Source organism: bacterium (assembly GCA_026416715.1).
In the GTDB taxonomy this organism is placed as follows: domain Bacteria; phylum UBP4; class UBA4092; order JAOAEQ01; family JAOAEQ01; genus JAOAEQ01.
The window spans coordinates 21619-45443 of the sequence record JAOAEQ010000003.1 but is presented as its reverse complement, the minus strand read 5'-3'; the positions used below and the strand labels follow the sequence as shown (position 1 = coordinate 45443).

Below are 23825 nucleotides of genomic sequence, written 5' to 3'. Positions count from 1 at the left end.
GAGAAAGGAGGGATAACATAATGCAAAAACTATTAATTACATTTATACTCCTAACGCTTGCAATGTCAAGCAGTTACGGAGCTGAATGGTTAACTCCATATTTAATCGATACGGATGCGGCACCGGGACATGGACCGATTACGGCTGCGACAGACGCTTCAGTTGGGGTTTCTCCCGATGGGAAAACGCTCTTTATATGTTCCAACCGTGCCGGCGGTTTAGGTGGTTATGATATTTGGATTAGTACCACTGATGCGTCCGGCCGATGGACTACTCCAGTTAACATTGGTGCACCAATCAATACCTCATTCGATGAAGTATTAGGAGCAAGTATAACTGCAGATGGCAGAGAGTTATACTTTTGTTCTCGACGAACTGATATCCCAGGGAGTACACCTGATGCGTACGATTTATTTGTAGCTATTCGCAGTACTGCGAATGACCCTTGGTCGTCGGCGACAGTATTATTTCTCGGTGCACCGATTAGTTATCGGACTATGGTAGGTACCGCTGCGGGTTGGGGTGCTGAATGCCCCTATATTACCCCAGACGGTAACACATTATATTATGGTCTAATGAATGCGCCGCTCGCTGCGGTTACCGTGGCAACGTATTCGGGATATACGTACGGTAATCCATATCATTCCAGTTCGCCGCAAGGTTTTGGACAGATTTGGAAATCTACAAAAGTCGGTGGAGTATGGCAATTTCCGGTGTTTGTAAGTACAACGGTGAATTTAGGCGGGACTCCTGATAGTGGCGTTTATCGAACTCGATATCCCTGGTCAACTCCGAATGAAAAATATCTCTATTTCAGTTCCCGTTCACTAGCGTCTCAGGAACCGTGGATGAGTGTAAAACCAGCAGAAGCTACTGACTGGAGTTCACCAGCGCTTTTGACAGAGCTCGATTCACCGTCAACTGATGGCAACACGGTTTTCGATGCTGAAATGGACCGGATATTTTTCATTTCCGACCGACACAGTGCAGGTTCAGCGAACCGCCGGATATATACGGCAGTAGGCACGTTACAAATTCGGCTCGATGGATTACCAGTAGATAAAGTTACCCTGAAACCCGGTGTTTCAACCACATTGCGGGCACGTGGTGGATTAAAGAATTACAGTTGGAGTACAACCGGAACTGGTGGTAGCATCAATACGTTGACCGGCAGGCAAGTTATATTCACGGCATTAAGTCGCGGGACAGATCTTACCCTGAATGAACCAGGGTCGGTAACACCACCAGCTGCACCAGCTCAGTCAACCACAATTCCTATTATTATTGTTCCGGATCCGCTTGTAGCAAATCCAGCAGGACCAGTAACCCTATCTATTGGTCAGACCCGTGAATTTTTTGCAACCGGCGGAACACCACCATATAGCTGGTCACTTAGTACTACAGGAATCGGTTCTATCACTACCACAGCTAACTCGGTTACATTTACTGCAGAAGCTGCCGGTAATGTAGATTTGATTCTTACTGATGCTGAACCGACACAAACGGTGATCCATATAACGGTAATTCCAACGAGTGCACCTATATTCCCGAATAAGGAAGCGGAAATAATACAATCGCAGAAACTTGACCTGCAATAAATCATGGTGGAACTATTTATGCTTCCTAAGGCTGGGTAGGAAGGTTTGATTTCCTGCCTGCCTTAGGAAGCTTTTTCATACATATCCGATTATGAAAAAATTCGGGTTTCATATTGAAATAAATATTTAAAAAGGAGAGTAATAGGAATCAATGAATTTGTTTCGAAAACGCAACGCTTTTACTTTAATAGAATTACTCATTGTTGTCGCTATTATAGCCATTCTAGCCGCAATTGCGATTCCAAACTTTTTATTAGCGCAAACCCGGTCGAAAGTTTCCCGGGCACAGGCGGATATGAAATCTATCGGTACAGCACTGGAATCGTATCGAGTTGATAATACTGCGTATCCTAGTTCAACCACTGATCCGGCAAGGACTTGGATTCGAGACGGAGTAACAGAACCGTGGTGGCGATGTCAACCATGGGAATTAAGTATGCCAGCGGACTTGATCCCGATGGATTGTGAATTGATTTGTTTAACTACTCCAGTCAGTTACATAACCCAAATTTACTTGGATCCATTCAACTGGGGTAGTCAAACCTTTTATCCAGGAATGCAAGGAAATCGGCGCAGATATCAATACATTGGTATTTGCAAAAATAATCTCGGTCCAGGGATTTTTCCGTATCCGAGCGGGCGTACCTTTCATTGGCGACTATGGAGTGTTGGTCCTAAAGGAACTACACTTACTACTGTTTATGATCCAAGTAATGGCGTGGTTAGTTTAGGAATTATTGCACGATTCGGTCCTTAAACGGGAAAGTTATGCAGAATGTGAATTGTTACCTTTTTAAGGTACTTCCGTTAACCAATAAAACAGTCAGAATTGTGTTGTAATCTCGTATGACCTATCAAACGGAAACAAGTGCTGGAGAATGAAATATGAAATATCATGGCGGCGGTAACGTCATATATAAATAGCTAATCTCTATTAAATAGTAAGGAGGTGATTATATTTTATTATGAAGTCGTTAAAAGGATTCACGCTCATTGAATTATTGATTGTCGTTGCGATTATAGCCATTTTAGCCGCAATAGCAATTCCAAACTTTTTAGCGGCACAAGTTCGTGCAAAAGTATCTCGCGTACGGGGTGAATTAAAAACTGTGGCAACCGCTCTCGAATCGTATTATGTGGATAACAATTATTATCCCCTAACAGCACCAACAACGACGGGGTCGGCAGCGGGTATTCCAGTTACTTTAACTACCCCAGTAGCATATATTACGAATGCTAAAGGGCTGATTGACCCGTTTTTACAACCCGGTAGAACAAGTGGAGAATCATCATCGATTGCTGAAAAGCAATGGTATACATATCACAATATCGTCTGGGAAATTGCACAGGGTAAGTATCTCAACTTCTATCCGGAAGCGCGAGAAAAAGCTTATGGGGATTGGCGAACTATTTCAGTTGGTCCGGATGGAGTATATTATAATCAACGGTTACCGGTAACACGCGGTTGGCGGCATGTGATTGAATATGATCCCACTAATGGAGTTAGCAGTTATGGGAATATTTTCCGGTCGCAAAAACATGCAGAACCATACGAATGGCGGGGAACGAATCCAAGCTACGATTGGGAACCGGGTTTATAGTTGATTGGTGTAAGTTTGGTAGTTATTGGTCAGGTGGTTTTCAATCAATAATGGTATTAAATAGCAAGAAGTCGGGAATCAGTATGACACTGATTTCAGGCTTCTTGCCCTTGTTTTATTTACTAGAATGAGTTTAGTAAGAACAGCATTTTTTGAAAAAGATAATAGGTATCTGGATAATTTTGAATTATGGATAAAAGATACTTCGCCGAATATGGTGCTCTATAAATCTGGCGATATACCTATACTGTTAACCGTGCCCCATGGCGGCACTTCATCGATTTGTAGTCTTCCCAAACGGAACCCCAATCCTTTTTTAAAGGATTTTGCGACTGAAACGGATGTTTACACTATTGAAGTAGCTTTATCTATTGAAACATATATCCATCAAGTAACTGGTAAACGACCATATTTAGTAATCAATTTGTTAGATCGAAAGTACCTTGATGTAAACCGCACACCGGAAGAAGCATATCAGCATCCATTAGCAAAAGAAGTATATGAATTATACCATCGACAGATTCGAGCAGCTATTCGTTCAATTACATTAACATTCCAGCACGGATTACTCATTGATATTCATGGGCAATGTACCGAGTCCGGGGATATTTATTTTGGCGATTGTAACGGATTGACTATCCAAACAATGACTGAACAATTCGGTACAAATGTGCTCCATGATAACTATGGACTAATCCGGCTACTGCTGCAAAAAGGATACGATGTTTACCCTCGTCCGGAAAAGCCAACCCCCGCAAACATATCAGGCGGGTATACCGTAAAAACTTATGGTAGTCACAATGTGGATGGCATTGATGCAGAACAAATTGAAATCCATTTACGAATTCGAAATGATGCAAATAAAAGATACCAATTCGTTTGCGACTTTTCAGAGTGTTTGTTGTTATTTTTCAATCAGTATTATGTAAATTATAAACAAGACTTGGATAATATTCCTAAAACATTTAGTATCTGTTAAAACTTCTACTTCTATGGCAATGAATATTTCACACGAAGAGCAAACTACCCCTTTAAAGAAATTATTTTATCAAAGTGAAGCTCCGACACTATCATCAACGTTGTTACAAAAAGCTGGGGAACAAGCTGGATTCAACCAACAAATAATAGATAGCTTAATCAACCCACAACAAATCGTTGTTTTTCGCTTACCGATAAAATCTTGGGGCAAAGTACCAGTACTATGGGGCGTGTTAAGTCTACATAATAATGCTCGTGGTCCATTCAAAGGAGGAATTCGGTTAGCTGAAGATGTTACAGTAGATGAAACGGTAGAATTATCGCGATTAATGACGTTAAAAACGGCTATCGTTGACATCGAGTTTGGCGGCGGGAAAACTGGTATTCGAATTAATTTTCCTGAATTATACCGGTTTTTCAATAAACAATCGTACGATTATGAATTCGAAAAAGTTATTGCGTTAGATGTTTGTAGTGAACTGGCTCATCAAATTAGACGATACCTTGTTGACCATACCTATGTCCCTGCACCCGATATGGGCACTGGACCGGAAGAAATGGCGTTTATTTATAACGAAACGTTAGACCCAGCGTCCGTTACCGGCAAACCGGACGGGATCCCCGGATGGTTGCCCGGTCGTAAAGAAAGTACTGGCTACGGGGTATGTTACAGCTGTTTATGGTTGTTGCAGAATATCTTGCATATTAAGCCGGAACACTGCCGAGTAGCTATTCAAGGTTTCGGAAATGTTGGTAGTCATACCGCATTATTTTTATATCAAAAAGGGATTAAAATAATTGGAATTACTGATGCAAGCGGAGGAGTTTTTGATAGAAAAGGATTAGATATTCCTAACTTAATAGGTTATAGTCAAACAATGAGAACGGTTAGAGGGTTTACACCATCAGAATTAAGTAATGAAGAGTTGTTTTCATTAGAGGTTGATATTTTAATTCCTGCAGCTTGTGGCAATGTTTTAGACAGCAAAACCGCTGAACTGGTCAAGGCGAAAAGTGTCGTATGTGCAGCAAATAATCCAATTACTGTCGATGGACTAGAAGTTTTGGAAAAAAAGAATATTACAATTATACCTGATATTATAGCAAATAGTGGCGGTGTGATTGCTTCTATGGAAGAATATTCTCGTTCTTTAAGTGCAATTAAGATCAGTAAAGAGCAGGTATTCAAAATTATCGAAGAGAAATTTGATAAAAGTTTGTCACAAATATTTCAAACAAGTAAAGAAAATAATACGAGTTTATACCTGACCTCGGTACAAATTGCTATGGAACGCGTTTACGATGCAATGCGTAAAAGAAAATACATTTAAAATTTACTATGCCCCATTATGTTTAAGCGTTTGGTAAAAAGGTATCTAACAAAAATTAGTGATGGTATCATCATATAGTATCAAATACAATGAAAATTCGAGGTATTGAAATTATACTTCTATTTTTGCTAATGTTATCCAGTATTGGAAATACAAAAAGCTATCCAGTGAAAAGAATTATTATCTCGTCAAAAGCGACTGTCGTGCTCATTCCGTCCGAGGAACAATATCGATGCATAAAGGATACAATTCGGAATTTTACCAAAAAAAATCGAATCCAAGTCACCTTTATTTCCCCTGAAAGCAAGACGTTCGAAATGGGTGAAACGATTATGCTAGTTGGTTCTCCGCTCAACAATCCGATGCTAAAAAAACTGCTGGATACTCGCTTACAACAATTTGATAAAATTACAGCTGATGGCTATTGGTTGTATGCCGATACGCTGAATAAGAACAATATTATCGTTCTTGGTTCACCGAGTATTCGAGGATGTAACTATGCAGTTCAAGATCTGATACAACGAATCCATAAGGGTCGGAAGTATTGGTACCTAGAAATGACAGATCGAATAGAAAATCCATCATTTGCAATTCGTGGAGTTATCGAAGGATTCTATGGGAAACCATGGTCACATGAAGAACGATTGCGGTTGCTCGAGTTTATGAAACACCATAAGCTTAATGTATATATTTACGCACCAAAATGGGATCCGTTCCATCGCGAAAAATGGCGGGAATCGTATTCATCTGAAGCGATGTGTCAATTCCAAGAACTTATTCACCAAGGGAAAAAGAATGGGGTCGACCTTGGTTTTTCGATTAGTCCGGGATTGAGCATTAAATATTCTGCTGAAACTGATTATCAATTGCTCCTGAAAAAAGCGAAAGCAATGATGCATCTTGGGTTTACCTATTTCGCTTTATTATTAGACGATGTGCCGAAACAGTTAAACTACGCTGAAGATTCAGCGCAATATCCAGATTTAGCTAGTGCACAATCAGCTTTAGTTAACCGTTTATATAGCGACTTAAAAACCTCTTACCCGAATATCAAGTTTCTGTTCTGCCCAACCTATTACGCTACATCCCCGGCATACTATGATGATTATAAAATAGCTGAACAATATTGGCAGAAAATTGGGGAAACCATTCATCCGGAAATTTCGATATTTTGGACTGGATATAATATCACCTCACCTCGTATAACGATATCCGATGCTGAGCAAATGCGCCGACGATTACAACGCAAATTACTAATTTGGGATAACTATTTTGCAAACGATAATTCGATTATTCTTCGGTTAGTCCCTTTAGAGGGTAGAGATAAAAATTTGCCAGACTCTTGTGAAGGAATTATTATGAACCCGATGCTCTTTGCAGAAACTAACCGAATTCCATTAACCACGTTTGCGGATTATGCTTGGAATCCATCTACCTACGAACCAGAACAATCCTATGCACGAGCAGCAGCACAATATGGTGGTAACAAAGGAAAAGATACTATTTTAAAAATTTCAAAGGAATTCGGATGCGGGCATCCTGGAATTCGGTTCGGATATGGTCGGTATTTAATTGACCCGAAAAAACTTCCAGTCTCAGAACAACAGAAATTATTGAAACGAAAAATGAAACGAGCATCGGATTTGATACAAAAAGTAAAAACAACGATTGATAATCCTTATCTAAGAAAAGAATTGATTCAGGTTTTAACTCAAACTCGTGCATTTTCGGAATTGAATCAATGGGATTGGAATAGTTATGGTAATTGGCTAAACGATTTTAAACGGGAACACATGCAACGTAGTAAGAATAAATAGTGGTTGATATTTTATAATGAAATAAATAGCAAAACTCACAAGGAACCTATTATGAATTAGCGGGAATGTATTTTCCGCCTTTTTAGCGCCTATGCAAATGTCATTATACAAATTGGTTAGAGAAACGTTTGACGAAAAACTACCCAGAAGAACAGCAATTATTGTTAAGGAACATGATTTTTCACTATCGTTCGCCTACCCTGCGGAGTTTAGTAGTATTGGGTACCTATTTGATTACCGCGAAAATACCACCTATGACGAACAACCGACGTTTGCGATTCGGTTTGCTGAGTATCTATCATCTGGAAATATTCTATCCAAACCGACATTTTATTTTGAAACGATGGAATATTTCCCTTCGCTCATCCGAAGAAAAATCATTTTCTCTAGTGATGGCATTGAAATAGAAGAAAAATTCGTTCAAGCTAACCAACCTGGGTTCCTCTGGGAACTAACATTGGTTGGTCAACATCATGCACCGTTTACGTTTGAAAAAAATATACATACGGTTATCGTGTTTTCTTCCTTAGCGAACGTAAAACGGAACAACCATATGCTCGAAATTAAGACTGGAGAAAAGGTTATTTATCTTACGAGTGATTTCGATGAGTATAAACTTTATAAAAAAATCGACGATTTCATCCGAAAATCACCCGCTAAGAATGTACAATATGGATATTATCTGGTTTTAACTCATCGGATGAAACTTTTACCCCAAGAACATAAAACAATCCGATTTGGAATTAGTACCCACTCGAAAAAAAATGCATCTCTTGCGTTTTCGACTAAACATGTTCAACAGCGATTAGAACGTAAATGGAATACCTGGTTTTCAAGTTTAGCCCATCCGCCATTTAAAACGGAACCTGATAAAAAAGCATATTATAAATGCTGGTGGGTAATTAAAACGAACTATTATCGCGATAAACGAATTGGAAAAGCAGTTCTAGAAGCGTTACCGGTGTATCGGGGATACTGGCAATGGGCATTACCAGCTATGCAATGGCATACCTCCATGAATCCTGAGGTTAACTCTCAATGTATGAAACGCCTACTCGATTTATTTTTACAGTATCAACGAGAAGATGGTTATGTCACCCATGCTATTTATCTGGATGAAAAAATCCCTGGGGAAGCGTGGTCGAAAAAGAGTGTTATCCAGACCCCACATGTTCCTTGGGTATGTTTACAATACTATTATGCTACGAAAGATATCTACAGTTTACGAAAATGGTATCCGAAACTGGTGCGATACTATGAATACTTAAATAAATTCAGAGATGAACATTTTTTCAATCTCCATCTTTGGGCAATAATCTGTTCCTGGGATACTGGATTAGATACAATACCGCAATTCCAGAAGGTTAGTTATGGCGAACATGGCAAGAAAGAACTATTTTGCTATCCAACCATTTTTGCTGCGGAACGATGTCGATATGAACAAGCGATGGGCAAAATTGCTGAAATTATTGGGGAAACGAACTCGCAGGATTGGATTCGCGAATCTACCATTACCAAACAACAAATGCAAGCTATTCTCTGGGATGAAAAAAAACAATGGTATGGAGTATTGCATCAGAATCGAACTCTCGATACCCGGGTGGGAGTCGATGGATTATTCCCATTTGCTTATAATATTGCCGATAGTAAACAAGCGGCTCGAGCAAAACGAAACTTTATGAAATTAATTAGCACGTATGGTATCTATACGGTAGCACCAAATGAAACCGGATTTCATGCGGAACTGTATTGGCGGGGTCCCACTTGGGCAAAATCCTGTTCGCTAGCGATGGCAACCGCATTTTATTATTATCCGGATTTACTTGAAAGAATTAAACAAGCGACCGTCAATTTCATTTTGCGTTATCCAAGTATCTGGGAATGTATGAATGCACAGACCGGAAAAATCGCTCGCGGAGACCCTGGTTTAATGGCAACTCCGGTCATCGCTTCTAATGTCGGTGCAGGTGAATTGCTCGGTGCAATCCAAACCTATTATGGTAAGAACGTTTTTGCTATCTAAAAAGCTCAAAAACTTGTCTTGTAGAATTACTATTTTTTTTACTATAGGACTACTTATGGCAATGCAAAATAGTTTCGGTTCGGGTCTTTCTGCGTTCCAAATTCCATATTATACCGGAACCATACTCCCTACCCCACAAAAGGTTACGTATTATGACGAATATATTCCCTTAACGCATACTGGTATTTATCTTGGTAAAGGGATTACCAAAGAGGATCCTCGTATAGAAATGTTAATAAAACGAATCATAGAAAACGGTGGACAAGTCGAATTCATTTCGCAAGGTAAGAAGCAAAATAAGTATAGTTGTATTCTTATACTCGAAAAAAACAAATCAAAAAAACACTTCTTGAACAAAGAAGGATATTGTATCTATCCGACCAAAAAGGAGAATACTGATATTGTTGCGATACAAAGTAATAATGGTATCGGATTACTCTGGGCGATCATTTCCTTTAATCAGCTTGTAACCAATCAAGCTGGAACACCAGTGGTTAGGAAAGCGGAAATTTATGATTATCCGGATGTAGAAAAACGAGGGTTTCTTGCAACTCCGTGGTCAAGCCCATGCCATGATTGGGCTTGGTTTGCAATCCAATTTAAATTCAATACGCTTGTGTTCACTATCCCTGAAGATAGGAATACTGATTGGAAAAACTGGCGGCACGAACCGAGCGCTGAATGGAAAGGAGAATTAAAAAAAATCGGAGATATTCTTAATCCAATAGATATTTCTTGGTACATAAGCATTTGTCCTATTCGAGGCAATCCTGAAGATAAAATCAGAAGCAATGACACAGCAGATTTCGCAGCAATTTACCGCAGGGCAGAGTTAATTGCTCAATCAGGGGGAAATGTGATGCTACTCTATGATGATACACGGTTTCCTATCAATCCGGTCGATGAAAAAACCTTTGGTTCTGCCCGCGAAGCAGATATCTATGTTTTGAATAAATTACACCAAGCCTTGCGAAAAAAATATCCCCAAGTTAAATTACTTTTCTGTCCTCCCTTTTACTGGGGACCACTGTATCCTCCAAAATATCCTGAATCTCGAGAAGACTATTTAACCGCACTTGGCACTCGGGTACCTAAGGATATAGATATATTTTGGACCGGTCCGGCTGTCTGTTCAGCGGAAATTAATAAACATGATGTTATCTGGATAACAAATTTAATTCGACGGAAACCATGGTTGTGGCAGAATGGCACTGGTTCACCTCATGCGTTTATGTATCATTATGTGACCGATCCGTTAACCAGTTGGAAGAAATGGTACTATCCGGAATTTTTCAAGGATATTGCAGTATATACGTTAAACACGAATGTTCCTCATGAGAGTACAGCATTGGTTACCCTGGTTGATTATTTATGGAATCATCAAGCTTATCAATCAGACAAATCTGTCGCAGAAGCGGCAAAAAAACTTACCGGAGTTGAAACCTTTTCATATCTCCAGGAGTTAAATAAACTATTATCCTATTTTGACCGATATGGTTTACGAGTAGATTTAGTTTCTATTAGGAACATTGCAGAAATAAAAGAAAAAGTTGCAGAATTAGAAACCGCCTGGAAAAACTGTTTATCTTTTTACCCAGAAGCGGTGAAAAAATGGACAAGTCTTGAACGACATGTTAATCAACAGAAAGCATTTCTAGCGAAACTAGAAAAACATCATGATCTATCGCAATTGGTTAAACAGATTGAAGGATTAAAAGAAATTGCTAAACGAGAAACTGCACTCGATGAAACTTATGACATTTTTCTTTCGCCGTATGATTTTTCCGGTGGATATAGTATTAAAGTCTATGAATTAGGTGGTGACCCGCGGTTGGCAACCTGGATTTATGGTGCTAAAACCAATTTTCATAAATTGGAAGCTCGATTTCGTCTAGGCACTCCACCCATAACGAGTTATACGTTACTGGTTTCAGCGCAACCTGATGAGGGACCTAAACCATGCCGGATTCGAATAACCATCAATAATAATAAGGTATATGAGGGGGATAGCCCATTTAACCAATTACCGTGGAGTATCCATCGGTTTCCAGTACCAGAATATTTCTTAAAAGAAGGAGATAATAGTTTAACTATAGAAAATCTAGAGGATAGTGACCGTATCGGTGGTTATCCATTTTTTATGTTTAACTATGCAGTAATAAAACAGGAAGGTGATGCAAAAAACTAATCCCAAGATGAAAAGATATGGATAAAAGTAAAGTTACATTTTTTTATAGGAGGATAATATGACTCAATTTACTTTACACAAGAAATGCTCAATATTTATTCTGGTTGGATTTATTGGCATCTACTTGGCTGTGAGTCAAGGTCAATCTAAAACACAAAAAATAGAGCCGAACCATACTAAACAGTCTAGTTCGTTAGTAAACGAAACCGGTCTAGTTCGTTCGGTATGGTTATGGGGTTCAACGGTGAGAGAGGAAGGAGCGGACAATATTGCGGAGAAACTTCAACGTTATAAATTTACAAAAGTTATCTTACTAGTTAAGGGGGGGAGCGGTCAGGTAAATTTTAAAAGTAAAATTGCACCGCAGACTGATCGCGAACAAGATATCTTACAGGAAATGATTGATGCCTGTCATAAACGAGGGATTGAAGTTCATGCCTGGTTTGTATTTCATAGAGACAGTAACTGGGCTGAAAAACATCACGACCAAGTTGCATACCATGTTGGCGACACAACTGCATGGGAAAAAGGTCCATATGCTATGACTGATGGTAAAATCTGTCCGTTAGCTACTGAATACCGAGAATATAACAAACGGTTAATTAAAGAAGTGCTCGATAATTATCAAGTTGATGGTATTCATTTAGATTACATTCGGTATCCCCATATCGTATATTGCTTCTGTCCACGACACCAAGAAATGGCTAAAAAACTTGGTATTAACTTAGCTTCTATTCGTAATGTAATTTATCAAACATTGTATGAACGGGACTCAACTAAACAGGCTCGGGGCAATTTATATGTAGAAGTATACAAATATAGTAATGATGTTGCGAAGTGGGTTGACCAACGGCAGAACGAAATAACCTCATTGGTACAAGCGATACGCGATATTATTAATACCAAGAAACCCCAAGTGAAATTATCTGCGGCATTAATGCCCGAAGGGGGCGAACTAGATGATGCGTTTGCTTTATGCTATTATGCACAAAATTATCGGCATTTAGGTAAATATTTGGATTTTATCTGCCCTATGACATATCATGGAAGTTTTGGGAAGAGTCCCGAATGGGTTGTTGACATTGCGACGAATGCCGAACGTAAAACTGGAAAACCCGTCTACGCTGGGGTGCAAGCTTTTTCGGAAGATAAACCGTTCTCGATAGAACAATTTGAAGCGGTGATAAACAAGATACAAGCGAGCAATCTTAAAGGATTTACCATATTCCGGTACGGTTCGATGACAGACGAAATGTGGAAGGTATTAGAATAATGTTGCAAAATTTCATTAGTTTGATAATCGTAGGTGGCTTGATCTGTTCAATGGATTATCCGTTATTAGCAGAATCCATGTCCTATACTCGACACGGAAACAACAAAACTACGAGCAACCAATCAACCGCGAGCAAAAATGAATCGTTGGCACAACATCGAACTCGAACCAGAGCTATCTGGGTCTGGGAAACTACCGTAGCGCATGAAGGGGTAGAAAATGTCGTCAATCGTTTAGCTCAATATAAGTTTAATAAGATTATTGTATTGGTGAAAGGGAACAGCGGCGAGGTTGCATTTAAAACTTCGTCATCGCATACTACTGTTGGAAAACAAGATATTCTCCAGGAGTTAACTTCAGCTTGTCATAAAAAGGATATAGAAATTCATGCTTGGTTCATGTTTCATGGAGATAAACGGTGGGTTGATAATCATCCAGGAGAAGCTATCTATAAAGCGGGAGATACAGCGAATTGGGCTGCAGGTCCGGTCCCAGCTAAAAATGAAAAAGTATGTCCACTTGCTCCAGGTTACCGGAACTATTTTAAAAGTTTAATTAGTGACCTGCTGGATAACTACGCAGTGGATGGGATTCATCTTGATGGTATTCGGTATACGCATATTATGTATTGTTTTTGTCCACGACATCAGCAGAAAGCAAAAGAGTTGGGTATCAATCTTGACCATATCCGGAAGATAGTATATAAATCCATTGCAGAGAAAAATATCCAGCGCGGAACGTTTGTAGAAGCATATACAAACGGTGACCCGGATATAGTTAAATGGGTTAAATTCCGGCAGGATGAGATTACCTCAATGACACAAGAAATCAAGGAAATCATTCATAAAAAGAAACCAAACGTGAATTTATCAGCAGCGCTTATGCCTGAAGGCGGAGAAGCAGATGATGCTTTTGCCCTATGTTATTACGGACAGAATTATTGGCAGCTCGGTACCTATTTAGATTTCATCTGTCCGATGTCATATGAAGGTAGTTTCGGAAAAAAATCAGATTGGGTCATAGATATCGCTAAACGGACCGCATTGAGAACTGGAAAGCCAGTATATCCTGGGATTCAAGGGTTCACTGCTGAAGGAACAAATAAACCATTTACCGCAACGGATTTCGCAACAACCTTGCAAGCAATCTATCAACATAACCTCAATGGATTTACGATATTCCGATATGGGTCGATGACTGATGAAATGTGGATTGCTTTAGATAAATTTAATACTACTGTGGATAAACAATAATTTATTTCGTTATGTCATTACAAATCTATAGTAAGCAAAAGAAAAATAGAAACGGCCAAATTAATCTTATTCCTGTGCCTCGGGAAATAAATCTTCTGCAAGGGAAGTATATTTTTGATACCCGCAGTATTATCTGGATTGAAAATAATGATTCAGAACATCGGTTCATTGCAGAAGTGTTGAATGCTGAACTTCAGCAATGTTTTGGGATAACCCTGAACATTGCTCTATCATCTGACCCGCAGATTAAAGGAGCACGGTATATCTATATCAGCAACCTTGCTGAGACCGGGAAAAAGCATAACCCGTTGTTTATTGAACAAGGATATATTTTAAAAATATACCAGGATGCAATATATATTCTTGCGCCATCTCTTCGTGGTCAATTCTATGGAGTTCAGACGTTACGTCAACTTATTCGGACATCACCGGGTAAATTTGTTCCCCAACTTGAAATCACCGATTATCCGGCATTAGCATGGCGCGGGGTATCCGATGATATTAGTCGAGGGCAAGTATCAACCTTAGATGATTTTAAACGAATTATTGAGGAATTGGCGTTCTATAAAATGAATCTCTATATGCCCTATATTGAAGACATGTTTCGGTTCAATACCGACCCTGATATCGGGAGAACTCGAGGAGCAATAACGAAACATGAAATGGCAGAACTGGTTGCGCATGCTAAGAAATATCATATAACACTATGTCCGGTATTCGAATGTCTGGGACATCAGCGCCGGATATTGAGTTTAATACAGAATCGGAAATATGCAGAATTACCTGAACCGGAAAAAACACCGTGGTCATTTTCACCGGTTTCACCTGCAGCGTTCAATTTCGTAACTAAATTGATTGATGAAATAGTTTTGGCAACACCGGGGGTTGATTTTTTCCATATCGGTTGTGATGAATCGTATGACGTCGGATTAGGAACCAGTAAACAAGCGGTTAACAAAATTGGTATCGGTCGAGTACATGCTGAATATTTCTCCCGATTACATGATTATCTACGCGATCGACACCACCGGCGAACTATTTTATATGGTGATATGCTTCTCAAACATCCGGAAGCGATACCCTATCTGCCGAAAGATTGTATTATTATGGATTGGCAATATGAACCGGCAGATACATATCCGAGCGTTAAAAAATTCATCAATGCAGGTTTTACTGATATTCTAGTTAGTCCATCAGTTCGCAGTGATATCTGTTTTTATCCTGACAATTACTTAGGATTTATTAATATACGGAAGTTAACTGCAGTAGCGAAAAAAGAAAAATTGTTGGGGTCTGTTGTTTCCGCTTGGGGTGACCACGGAGCAGAAAATCTGCGTGAAAATAATTATCTCGGATATGCATACCATGCGTCAGCCAGCTGGGAGCCCAAACCGGCAGAAAATCAAACGGAGTTCATTCAACGGTTTGTTAAACTTTATTATAACATTGAAAATCCACAGCGGTTGGCTCTAGCAGAGGAGTTATTAGGATTTCTGCCAGGATATCCGGTTAAATCATTATTCGGAATATTCCATTCCCAGTTTAACTTACGGGAACAAGAGATTAATCTTGTTAAAATGATGCAACGGTTACGAAAACGCATTATCCCAGTATTACCAATTATTTCGCAACAGCGGTCTAAAGTTCGATTACATAGAGAACATTTGGAAAGTATTGAACATAGTGCGAAACGATACCTCTATTTAGCTGAAAGAATTATTTTGCAGGATAAAATATCCAAAAAATTCAAACGTATCACTTCAGGTACGTTACCTTTAGCTGAACAACGAACCATCGCTACTGCATTAATATCTCTACGGAATCAGCTAGTTGAAATTTATAGTGAGTATTGCCGACTATGGCTACGAAATAATAAGTACCCTGAACTTGAGGTCAATCTAAACCGATTACAGTTGCAAATTTCGCAGTTGCAAGATTATATTACAAAATCTATTGCCGGTGAATTACAAGCTCCTAAACCTATGGAAGCGGTCTGGATGTGGTATCCACAGGGTGAACCAACGTCCATTACTGAAATGGGGACATATTATTTTGTCCGACCAATTACTATTCTAAAAAAAGACGAAATTAAATCAGCTGAATTAATTGTCTGGGCAGATGATTATGGTAAAGTATTTCTTAACGGACAAGAGTTATTTACGGTTACCTTTCGCGATATTCCGAAACAAATCAGCGTTCAAGAATTGCTTAAACCCGACCTGAATATTCTGGCAATAGAAGCGGTTAACGCATTACCGACTTATGCTGGCTTAGTACTCGAACTGCGCATTGAATATAGTAACGGGAGAAAAGAAATGATTACCGGTGACAAACACTGGCGAGTTACTGACCGACGTATTTCCGGCTGGTATAATCATGTACCATCAGCGAGAGAAAAACATTGGGTGCCTGTAAAACTGCTCGGTAAAGGTTTTATTTCTCCTTGGAAAACCAAAATTGACTGGTATTAATTATAAAATATAAATCCCTCTCGCGAAACTCGAGAGGATCAATGGTGAAAGCTGATTAAAATTTAGGGCAAAGATTAGACTAACAATAAAACTTATGCAAAGAAACAGGGTATCCATAATTCTATTTTTGCTGCTATTGGTCAACATAACTTTTAGTTCGGCGATGCCATATAACCTAATACTTAATTCTGGTTTTGAATATTCAGAAGGGATAAGCACTACCTTTTCTATTAAACTCATGACATACAATATAGGAAGAGGGAATGTAAATTTAGATACTATTGCGGAAGTTATTGCGCAAGAGAATCCCGATATTGTTGGCATTAACGAGATTTTCGGCGGCGGAGGGATTTACGGTGACCAGGTTACTTCTTTACGGAATAAAATACAAACGCGTTTAGGAGGAACCTGGTACTCCGCATTTGGTAAAAATACATACTTTTTTTTAGAAGGGGATTATGGTAATGCCGTGATATCTCGTTATGCAATTACTTCAAGTTATAATCGGTTACTCACTCGTGAACCGTCATCGAACGAACAGCGGGGTTGTCTGCGAACAAAAATAAAAGTTGCTGGTTCCGATTTCTGGTTTTACGTTACCCATTTGGCAAATGGTGCAACAAATTCTACTGAACGGAAAATAAGCGCTGAAGAAATTCTAACGTTTATGGGAGAACATACGGGAGTAAAAGTGCTCGCTGGCGATTTTAATGAATCATATACTTGGCCAGCAGTGACCAGAATTAAACAATATATGCGCGATGCGTGGAAGGTATATACCGGGAGTGATAGTGGTGGATATACTTTATCCAATCCAAATCCGAATGCGCGGTTTGATTATATATTCATTCCACAACCGGTTACTTTCACTGTGACCACCTGCTATGTTCCCAATTATGGGTCGGCAACATCTGCGTCAGACCATCGACCTGTTGTAGTTTCTTTTGTATTGAAAAACGAACCTATTCGGTTGTGGGAACCATTCGGTAACGATTTTTATTATACTACCGCTACTTCCGATAAATATAGTGGCAATAAATCAATTTTTTTGTATAGCACGAGTACAACCAGTAATAACGGTATTAAAAGTCAACGATTTGCGGTGAGCTCGTTAGCCACGTATGTTTGTTCGGTTCGAGCAAAATGGGCAAATGTCTCTACCGGTCAGGTTCAGGTTCAAGTTCGTAGTTATGATGATAAACTTGATGCACCTACTTATTATGGTGCGTTAACAATACTAACTACGGGCAGTTCAAACAACAATTGGGTGTTGTTACACGGTGAATACCAGGTGCCAGCCGGTGCAAAAACAATGGAAGTTCAATTGAGTCTAGTCAATGCAAATAATGGAGCGTATAGTATGTTTGACGATATTTCGTGCGGGTTAAAAATCGGGTATGGAACATAATCTACGTTGATAATCAATAGTGAATCTGAATCGATATATACTGCCCAGTCCGTACCAGCGTTTTGGATACGATGGAATGGTAATAGTTCTGATGCAACTATTGACTCGACCGTTGTACGTTCTGGAAGTAACAGTATCTTATTACGAAGATTTTCCGGACAGACTACTGAAGTTCAATGGCGGATTAGTCGTGATACTCTATCGCAAAGTGGGTATTTTCCAGCTATCCCTAACCAAGGGTATCTATATGGCGGCTGGCTCCGTTGGGAAAACATTATTTCACCGGGAACAATTGGGTGTAGAGTTAACTGGTATGATGGTAACGAGAATCTTATTGTTTCCACGAGTATATCTACGGTAGGAACCTATACAGCAAATTGGCACCCGTTATCGGGAATAGCCATTGCACCAGCAAATGCAGCGTATGGTTCATTCTGTTTATTCAATAATTCTACACCAGTTGGCTCTATCCCAAGTCAAGTCTGGTTCGATGATTGTTTTGTGTATCCAATGCCGGAACTTATATTACAACCGACCGCTGAACTTTTTATTCCAGTTGGACAAAGCACGATATTTCGAGTTTCCGGCGGTTTATCGCCATATACACAATGGACAACAAGTAATTGGTCGATAGCAACGATTACCATGTTGTCTGCGAGTAGTACTGCGTTATTGGTAGCATTAAGTCAAGGTTCATGTACCGTTTCCGTTTCTGATAGCTCATATATTCCACAACGTGTTCAATCAAAACCAATTTATATCTATACGAACACGATTGCACCGAATTATCCTGAATTAGAACACCGGAAAATATTTTTATTTGACAACGATAATGAAACCAATAAAACTAATTAGATGTATTAATATTGTAGGAGTATTGTGTATTTTGACCGGTATGTGCTATCCCACAGAACTAACTTCAATTCCGCATATCAATAAATTTATTTCTGGCGAAAATATGGTTTATACGGTGTCATCCGGGATTAATTCAGTGTTTATCGCGGATATTGAATTTGATAATATTAGCAATGAAATAGCGATACCATTTCAGTTTGCAGTATTCGATAGTAAAACGCAACGTCAGGTATATCACTATCGTTATTCCGTAGGGTTACGATCGCAACAAAAAAAGATTTCGTTACGATGGAATCCACTTTCTTTCCCGAAACGAATCCAGCCAGACCATGAACAGTACTACGTCACGCTGCAAGTTCAATATGAGCAGAATATCCTTCTCGATACAACATTTTCGTTAGTAATTAAAGGGGTATCAGCAATACTTCAAGAAATCGAAAAAAAGAATCAACCGGTTTCAAAAGAATATTTACATAAACTTTTAACCGATGACGTTATATATAGTGCAATGCACGGTTGCGCTAATGTTACCGGTTGGACAAGTTCCAAATGGGATTTATATGACCGTAAATTAGCTGGCTGTGAAGTGGTTGATGTTCGGCAATGGTGGTATCTTTTAGAACCAGAACCGGAGAAATTCGACTGGGAATTATTAGATAATCACGTTCAGTGGGCTGAAGAACTCGGGATTCCAATTATTATAAGCATAGTCTGGTCGGAAGGAATGAAACCGTTATGGATCACAGGGAATGATTATATGGCGCAACCGAATATTTCAATAACCCATCCCCACAACTTACTTAGTTACGCACCGGGGTTTTCAATCCCCTCGTATGCGAGTGATTCGTTTCGTCTAGCGGTATTAAACCTGACACGGAAAGTAGTCGAACGATATCGCTCCCGTGATATTATTCTTGGGTGGAATATATCATTTTGTAATAATGACAATTTATATACTGAGGTTCCGGTTTGGGATGTAGACGCTTGGGTTCACGGTGACACCAGCAAACCGTTATATCTTCTTGATTATTCATCACATGCTCGGAATGCGTTCCAACAGTATCTCAAACAGCGATATCCATTGACGGAAATCAATAGGAGATACGGAAATTATTATAATAATTACCCTGAAATAGACTTACCTCAACCGCAATGGACACACCGACTTGACCGACGTCCAATATGGTTCGATTTTCAGTTGTTTAAAGTTGATTTAATATCAAAGTTACGGGAACAACAGTTTCAGGTTATCCGCGCTTTAGATAGCACACGATGGATTTATGGGTTTGGATTACGACCGGGAATTTTGGATACCTATCTTATCCCGTTTAAAAAATATCATGCAATATTCAATGCTTCCATCTACGGGCCGTTTACAAACGAAGTGTATGGTCATATCTGTCGGAAAAATGGAGTGCGATGTTTAACCGAAGATTATTGGATACCGCCGGCGGTAACCCGAGAAGTATTCGATGCTGAAATGTTACAAAATTTCCGTTCCGGAGTAATCGGGCATATCGGATTACGACCGGTGAGTACGCAAGGAATTTATACTGGCGATTTCGCTCGATGGCGACCGGTATTTCACGAACTCGCCCGAGCTAAACCTATTTCGAAATCTATCGGTATTCTCGGTTCATTTGCCACGCAATTAGCTCGGGAGAAAACATTCTATACTAGCTATTACTTTCGTGGGAATGAATTGATTAATAACGGAGTCAATTTTATTGATACAATAAACGATTCCGGATTTAGCTTTGAATGGTTTTCCGATTACTCGGATTTAACGGAACTCCCCTATAAATTAATTATTGACCTTGATTCGGAAATTTTACCGGAATCGACTATGAATCGTCTAGTTCATTATGTTCAAGCGGGAGGACATTTATTAGTATTTGCTGATTCTGGCAGATATACTCCTACGTCTGAGTCAGATGCAAGTCTGTTAAAAAAATTAGGATTTATGTATCCGCTGAAAGAACAGGGAACGACACAACGCATACAGACCGTTCAAAAAGGTTGGGAACGAATTATTGGTCTACCAATACATTTTCCGATTGAACTGCCGAAAAAAATATCGAAGCAATATACAGTTTATGCTTACCGTCAAGATGGTACCCCTGGAATTATCGGATGGCGTTTGGGAAAAGGTAGCGTGTATTTTATTTCCGGCGTGGTCGATTGGAAAAGTAATGATCAAAATGGGTATTGTTCGTGGTTGTTAGACATAATAGCGCATTATGCGGGATGCCATAGAGATGTAAAACTACATGGAGGAACGAATATACGTTCCGTCTTGTTACAGAAAGATTCGGTTTATTATTTGATTTGTTATAACGAAACGACACAGAATCAACACGTTACCGTTCAGGTAAATTTGCCACCAGCTAATAATTATATGGTAACGGATTGCTATAATGATACGGTCATTTATCCACATATTACTGGAAAGGAATTAACCCAAACTGGTATCTCCGTTGTTCTAGAGTCGAAACGAGCTATGGTTTGGCGGATAGCCGCAAAAAGTACGGGAACGAAACGTATAAATTATTATGACTAGTCGGGAACGAGTTCGACGTGCTGTGTTATTTCAAGGACCAGACCGAATACCGTATGAATTGCCGGAACCTTTCGGGAGTGATTTTTTGCGGGTAGGTATTGACCCTGACCCGAATTGGAAACCTAACCGTCCTGGGGAAGATGAATGGGGTTGTATCTGGGAAAAACTAGAATCCGATAAAACGATGGGGCAGGTTAAATTTCATCCTTTAGATGATTACGAAAAACTGAAATATTTTCGATTCCCTCGATATGATATTAGCGAACGTTATCTGACGGCGAGAAAATTGATAGCGGAAAATACGGATGAAAAATTTGTTTTAGCGGTGGTTCCCTGTAGTTTTATCTATCGTCTGCAGAATTTACGGGGACTTGAACAGGCATATACTGATGTCTATTTATTTCCAGAGCAACTTGAACAGTTGCTTGATATGTTAACCGAAATAGCAATCCAAGCTGTAAAACAGTTTGCGGAATTAGGTGTCGATGGAATATTTTCCTGTGACGATTGGGGATTTCAAGACCGCCCGATATTATCGCCGGAAATGTTTCAACGATATTTTAAACCACGATACCAAAAAGTTTATACCATCGCGCACCGGTTAAATCTGCTTACTTTTCTCCACAGTTGCGGATATATTATAGATCTGTTGGATGATTTTATCGATATGGGTCTTGATGTGATTCAGATGGATCAACAGGAGAATATGGGGGTTGAAACTCTAGCGAAACGGTTTGGTGGAAGAATATGCTTCTGGTGTCCAGTTGATATCCAAAAAACTATGATTGAAGGTTCAATAGATGACGTTATTACCTATGCTAAAAAATTAATGAGAGAATTCGGTAAGTTCAATGGTGGGTTTATTGCCCAATGGTATGCTTCTCCAGAAGCTGCCGGACATAATTGGGAGAAAATTCAAGCGATGGCAGAAACATTTATACGGTATGGTACCTATCCATTAAAATTATAGGAAACATAATTGCCATTGGTTACCAGGTGAGTAAACAATTGATTTTGATTTTTTTATCGAGAAAGGATACGGGTAAAAAAGGAAAGTATGTCTTGTAAAATTGGTACATTCCAAGTTGATATAACTCCAACAGGAACGGTTGATTTAGCTGGGTTTATCGCTCGGCAACAACCGATGGTCGGAGTTCATGACCCTTTATTTGCAACGGCGTTCGTTATTGAACAAGAGAAAAATCAATTTGTATATATTGTATGTGATTTATTGAATTTATCCAGTTTGGGAGTAGCATATATTCGCAAATTGATTCAAGAGAAAACCGGTATACCGCCTGAAAATATTATGATTTCTTGTACGCATACCCATTCCGGACCAATAGCTACGTTTATTCCGCCGAATTCTGACCAGGGAGTTCCTATCACTCGGCGTCGAAAGAATCTAGGAACGGTAAATCCACAATATATCGAAGAGTTAACCCAAAAATTACCGGAATTAGTTGTTTCTGCTATCGCGCCAGAGAATATGATAGAAATTGGTCATATTGAATATAATCATGGAACAATTGAAGGATTAAATTTAGACCGTCGCGCAGAACAAGGAATAAAAGGTATCCATGGTCCGTTAGTCACCAAGAATCCAGAGCATGACGACTCATTGCAAGTGGTAATTTTCAAAAGTATCCATAACAAAATTCAAGCGGTATTAGTTAATTTCGCTTGTCATGCGGTTGTTCGCGATTTTACCAACCGAGAGGTTACCGCTGACTTTCCGGGAGTAGTGGTTAAAACACTGAAAGAGAAACTCTGGGATATGCAACTTGCAGAACCAGGATTACAAGTCTACTATATCAACGGTGCGTGTGGTAACTTAAATCCGGTAATTATGGGCGGAACGTGGGATGAAATGGAGCAATTTGGCCGAACTATAGCAGATGCGGCATTAAATCTAATTATAGACCAACATAAGATGGCGAATATCGCAGCTCAGTTTATTTCGGTACATGCAAAATCGAAAATTATCGGATTACCGTTGCGACCTTTAGCGAAAGAAGAAGTTCAAGCTCAATTAGAACAATTTAAACGTGAAAAAGAACGAATTACTGATATCAATTCAACAGAATATAAAATTAAAGAAGCGTTTATTCAATGGGGTGAAGACACTCTACGTTTAATTGAATCCGGTAAAGCACCAACTCAAACGCCTATGGAAGTATACGTTCTAGCGTTCGATGGAGTACGTATCATCGGGTTAAGTGGAGAAATATTTGCCCGAATTGGCAAAAATATCAAATCGCGTTTGCCAGGATATACGCTGATCGCTGGGTATACTAACGGTAGTTCGGGATATATTCCTACTGCGGAAGCGCTCGCTGAAGGAGGATACGAAACGAGAGATGCATATAAATTTTTCGCGACGTTCCCATTTAGTCCTGAAGTAGCTCAGGTGGTTGAAAATGCTGCGGTTAGTTTAGCATTGCAAAAATAATATCGAGCGAGATACCG

At 39.3% G+C, this 23825-nt stretch carries 15 protein-coding genes and 2 pseudogenes; all 17 read left to right on the top strand.

Annotated elements, in window-relative coordinates; all coding sequences use genetic code 11:
* The first annotated feature begins 20 nt into the window (after positions 1 to 20).
* On the top strand, positions 21 to 1598 hold the full coding sequence (locus N3A72_01830; protein MCX7918349.1) for a hypothetical protein: 1578 nt from the start codon (positions 21 to 23) through the stop codon (positions 1596 to 1598).
* Positions 1599 to 1749: 151 nt separating this feature from the next.
* A pseudogene (locus N3A72_01825) lies at positions 1750 to 1848 on the top strand (prepilin-type N-terminal cleavage/methylation domain-containing protein).
* Complete coding sequence (locus N3A72_01820; protein MCX7918348.1) at positions 1831 to 2355, top strand: type II secretion system protein GspG; 525 nt, start codon at positions 1831 to 1833, stop codon at positions 2353 to 2355. Before N3A72_01825 ends, N3A72_01820 begins: the two are co-directional and overlap by 18 nt.
* A 208-nt stretch (positions 2356 to 2563) precedes the next feature.
* Positions 2564 to 2653, top strand: a pseudogene (locus N3A72_01815) (prepilin-type N-terminal cleavage/methylation domain-containing protein).
* A gap of 673 nt (positions 2654 to 3326) precedes the next feature.
* Positions 3327 to 4178 carry an N-formylglutamate amidohydrolase gene (locus tag N3A72_01810; GenBank protein ID MCX7918347.1) on the top strand — a complete coding sequence of 284 codons (852 nt, stop codon included), beginning with the start codon at positions 3327 to 3329 and terminating at the stop codon, positions 4176 to 4178.
* 13 nt (positions 4179 to 4191) lie between these two features.
* Positions 4192 to 5508 (top strand): Glu/Leu/Phe/Val dehydrogenase, encoded by a 1317-nt coding sequence (locus N3A72_01805; protein MCX7918346.1) that lies wholly within the window; start codon positions 4192 to 4194, stop codon positions 5506 to 5508.
* An 89-nt stretch (positions 5509 to 5597) separates the two neighbouring features.
* Entirely contained in the window at positions 5598 to 7325 is a 1728-nt protein-coding gene (locus N3A72_01800; protein ID MCX7918345.1) for a protein O-GlcNAcase, read from the top strand.
* Positions 7326 to 7422: 97 nt separating this feature from the next.
* Positions 7423 to 9348: a trehalase family glycosidase gene (locus tag N3A72_01795; protein ID MCX7918344.1), complete on the top strand. Its 1926-nt coding sequence runs from the start codon at positions 7423 to 7425 to the stop codon at positions 9346 to 9348.
* A gap of 55 nt (positions 9349 to 9403) precedes the next feature.
* Entirely contained in the window at positions 9404 to 11536 is a 2133-nt protein-coding gene (locus N3A72_01790; GenBank protein MCX7918343.1) for a beta-N-acetylglucosaminidase domain-containing protein, read from the top strand.
* 58 nt (positions 11537 to 11594) lie between these two features.
* Positions 11595 to 12809, top strand: coding sequence for a family 10 glycosylhydrolase (locus tag N3A72_01785; GenBank protein MCX7918342.1), 1215 nt, complete (start codon positions 11595 to 11597; stop codon positions 12807 to 12809).
* Between the two features lie 50 nt (positions 12810 to 12859).
* The gene (locus N3A72_01780) at positions 12860 to 14062 is read left to right on the top strand and encodes a family 10 glycosylhydrolase (protein MCX7918341.1); all 1203 of its coding nucleotides are present in this window, start codon (positions 12860 to 12862) and stop codon (positions 14060 to 14062) included.
* An 11-nt stretch (positions 14063 to 14073) separates the two neighbouring features.
* Positions 14074 to 16533, top strand: a complete 2460-nt coding sequence (locus N3A72_01775; GenBank protein ID MCX7918340.1) for a beta-N-acetylhexosaminidase — start codon at positions 14074 to 14076, stop codon at positions 16531 to 16533.
* 238 nt (positions 16534 to 16771) lie between these two features.
* The gene (locus N3A72_01770) at positions 16772 to 17941 is read left to right on the top strand and encodes an endonuclease/exonuclease/phosphatase family protein (protein MCX7918339.1); all 1170 of its coding nucleotides are present in this window, start codon (positions 16772 to 16774) and stop codon (positions 17939 to 17941) included.
* A 6-nt stretch (positions 17942 to 17947) separates the two neighbouring features.
* Positions 17948 to 18796: a hypothetical protein gene (locus N3A72_01765; GenBank protein ID MCX7918338.1), complete on the top strand. Its 849-nt coding sequence runs from the start codon at positions 17948 to 17950 to the stop codon at positions 18794 to 18796.
* A gap of 40 nt (positions 18797 to 18836) precedes the next feature.
* On the top strand, positions 18837 to 21356 hold the full coding sequence (locus tag N3A72_01760; protein ID MCX7918337.1) for a beta-galactosidase: 2520 nt from the start codon (positions 18837 to 18839) through the stop codon (positions 21354 to 21356).
* Positions 21349 to 22326 carry a hypothetical protein gene (locus tag N3A72_01755; GenBank protein ID MCX7918336.1) on the top strand — a complete coding sequence of 326 codons (978 nt, stop codon included), beginning with the start codon at positions 21349 to 21351 and terminating at the stop codon, positions 22324 to 22326. The genes N3A72_01760 and N3A72_01755 overlap by 8 nt, the downstream gene beginning before the upstream one ends.
* Before the next feature lie 87 nt (positions 22327 to 22413).
* The gene (locus tag N3A72_01750) at positions 22414 to 23808 is read left to right on the top strand and encodes a neutral/alkaline non-lysosomal ceramidase N-terminal domain-containing protein (protein MCX7918335.1); all 1395 of its coding nucleotides are present in this window, start codon (positions 22414 to 22416) and stop codon (positions 23806 to 23808) included.
* The last annotated feature ends 17 nt before the right edge of the window (positions 23809 to 23825 follow it).

What these genes read in the sequence shown, in the direction of transcription:
- N3A72_01830 (MCX7918349.1), top strand. Translation starts at nt 21, where the DNA reads ATGCAAAAACTATTAATTACATTTATACTCCTAACGCTTGCAATGTCA.
- N3A72_01810 (MCX7918347.1), top strand. Translation starts at nt 3,327, where the DNA reads ATGAGTTTAGTAAGAACAGCATTTTTTGAAAAAGATAATAGGTATCTG.
- N3A72_01805 (MCX7918346.1), top strand. Translation starts at nt 4,192, where the DNA reads ATGGCAATGAATATTTCACACGAAGAGCAAACTACCCCTTTAAAGAAA.
- N3A72_01800 (MCX7918345.1), top strand. Translation starts at nt 5,598, where the DNA reads ATGAAAATTCGAGGTATTGAAATTATACTTCTATTTTTGCTAATGTTA.
- N3A72_01795 (MCX7918344.1), top strand. Translation starts at nt 7,423, where the DNA reads ATGTCATTATACAAATTGGTTAGAGAAACGTTTGACGAAAAACTACCC.
- N3A72_01790 (MCX7918343.1), top strand. Translation starts at nt 9,404, where the DNA reads ATGGCAATGCAAAATAGTTTCGGTTCGGGTCTTTCTGCGTTCCAAATT.
- N3A72_01785 (MCX7918342.1), top strand. Translation starts at nt 11,595, where the DNA reads ATGACTCAATTTACTTTACACAAGAAATGCTCAATATTTATTCTGGTT.
- N3A72_01780 (MCX7918341.1), top strand. Translation starts at nt 12,860, where the DNA reads ATGGATTATCCGTTATTAGCAGAATCCATGTCCTATACTCGACACGGA.
- N3A72_01775 (MCX7918340.1), top strand. Translation starts at nt 14,074, where the DNA reads ATGTCATTACAAATCTATAGTAAGCAAAAGAAAAATAGAAACGGCCAA.
- N3A72_01770 (MCX7918339.1), top strand. Translation starts at nt 16,772, where the DNA reads ATGACATACAATATAGGAAGAGGGAATGTAAATTTAGATACTATTGCG.
- N3A72_01760 (MCX7918337.1), top strand. Translation starts at nt 18,837, where the DNA reads ATGTGCTATCCCACAGAACTAACTTCAATTCCGCATATCAATAAATTT.
- N3A72_01755 (MCX7918336.1), top strand. Translation starts at nt 21,349, where the DNA reads ATGACTAGTCGGGAACGAGTTCGACGTGCTGTGTTATTTCAAGGACCA.
- N3A72_01750 (MCX7918335.1), top strand. Translation starts at nt 22,414, where the DNA reads ATGTCTTGTAAAATTGGTACATTCCAAGTTGATATAACTCCAACAGGA.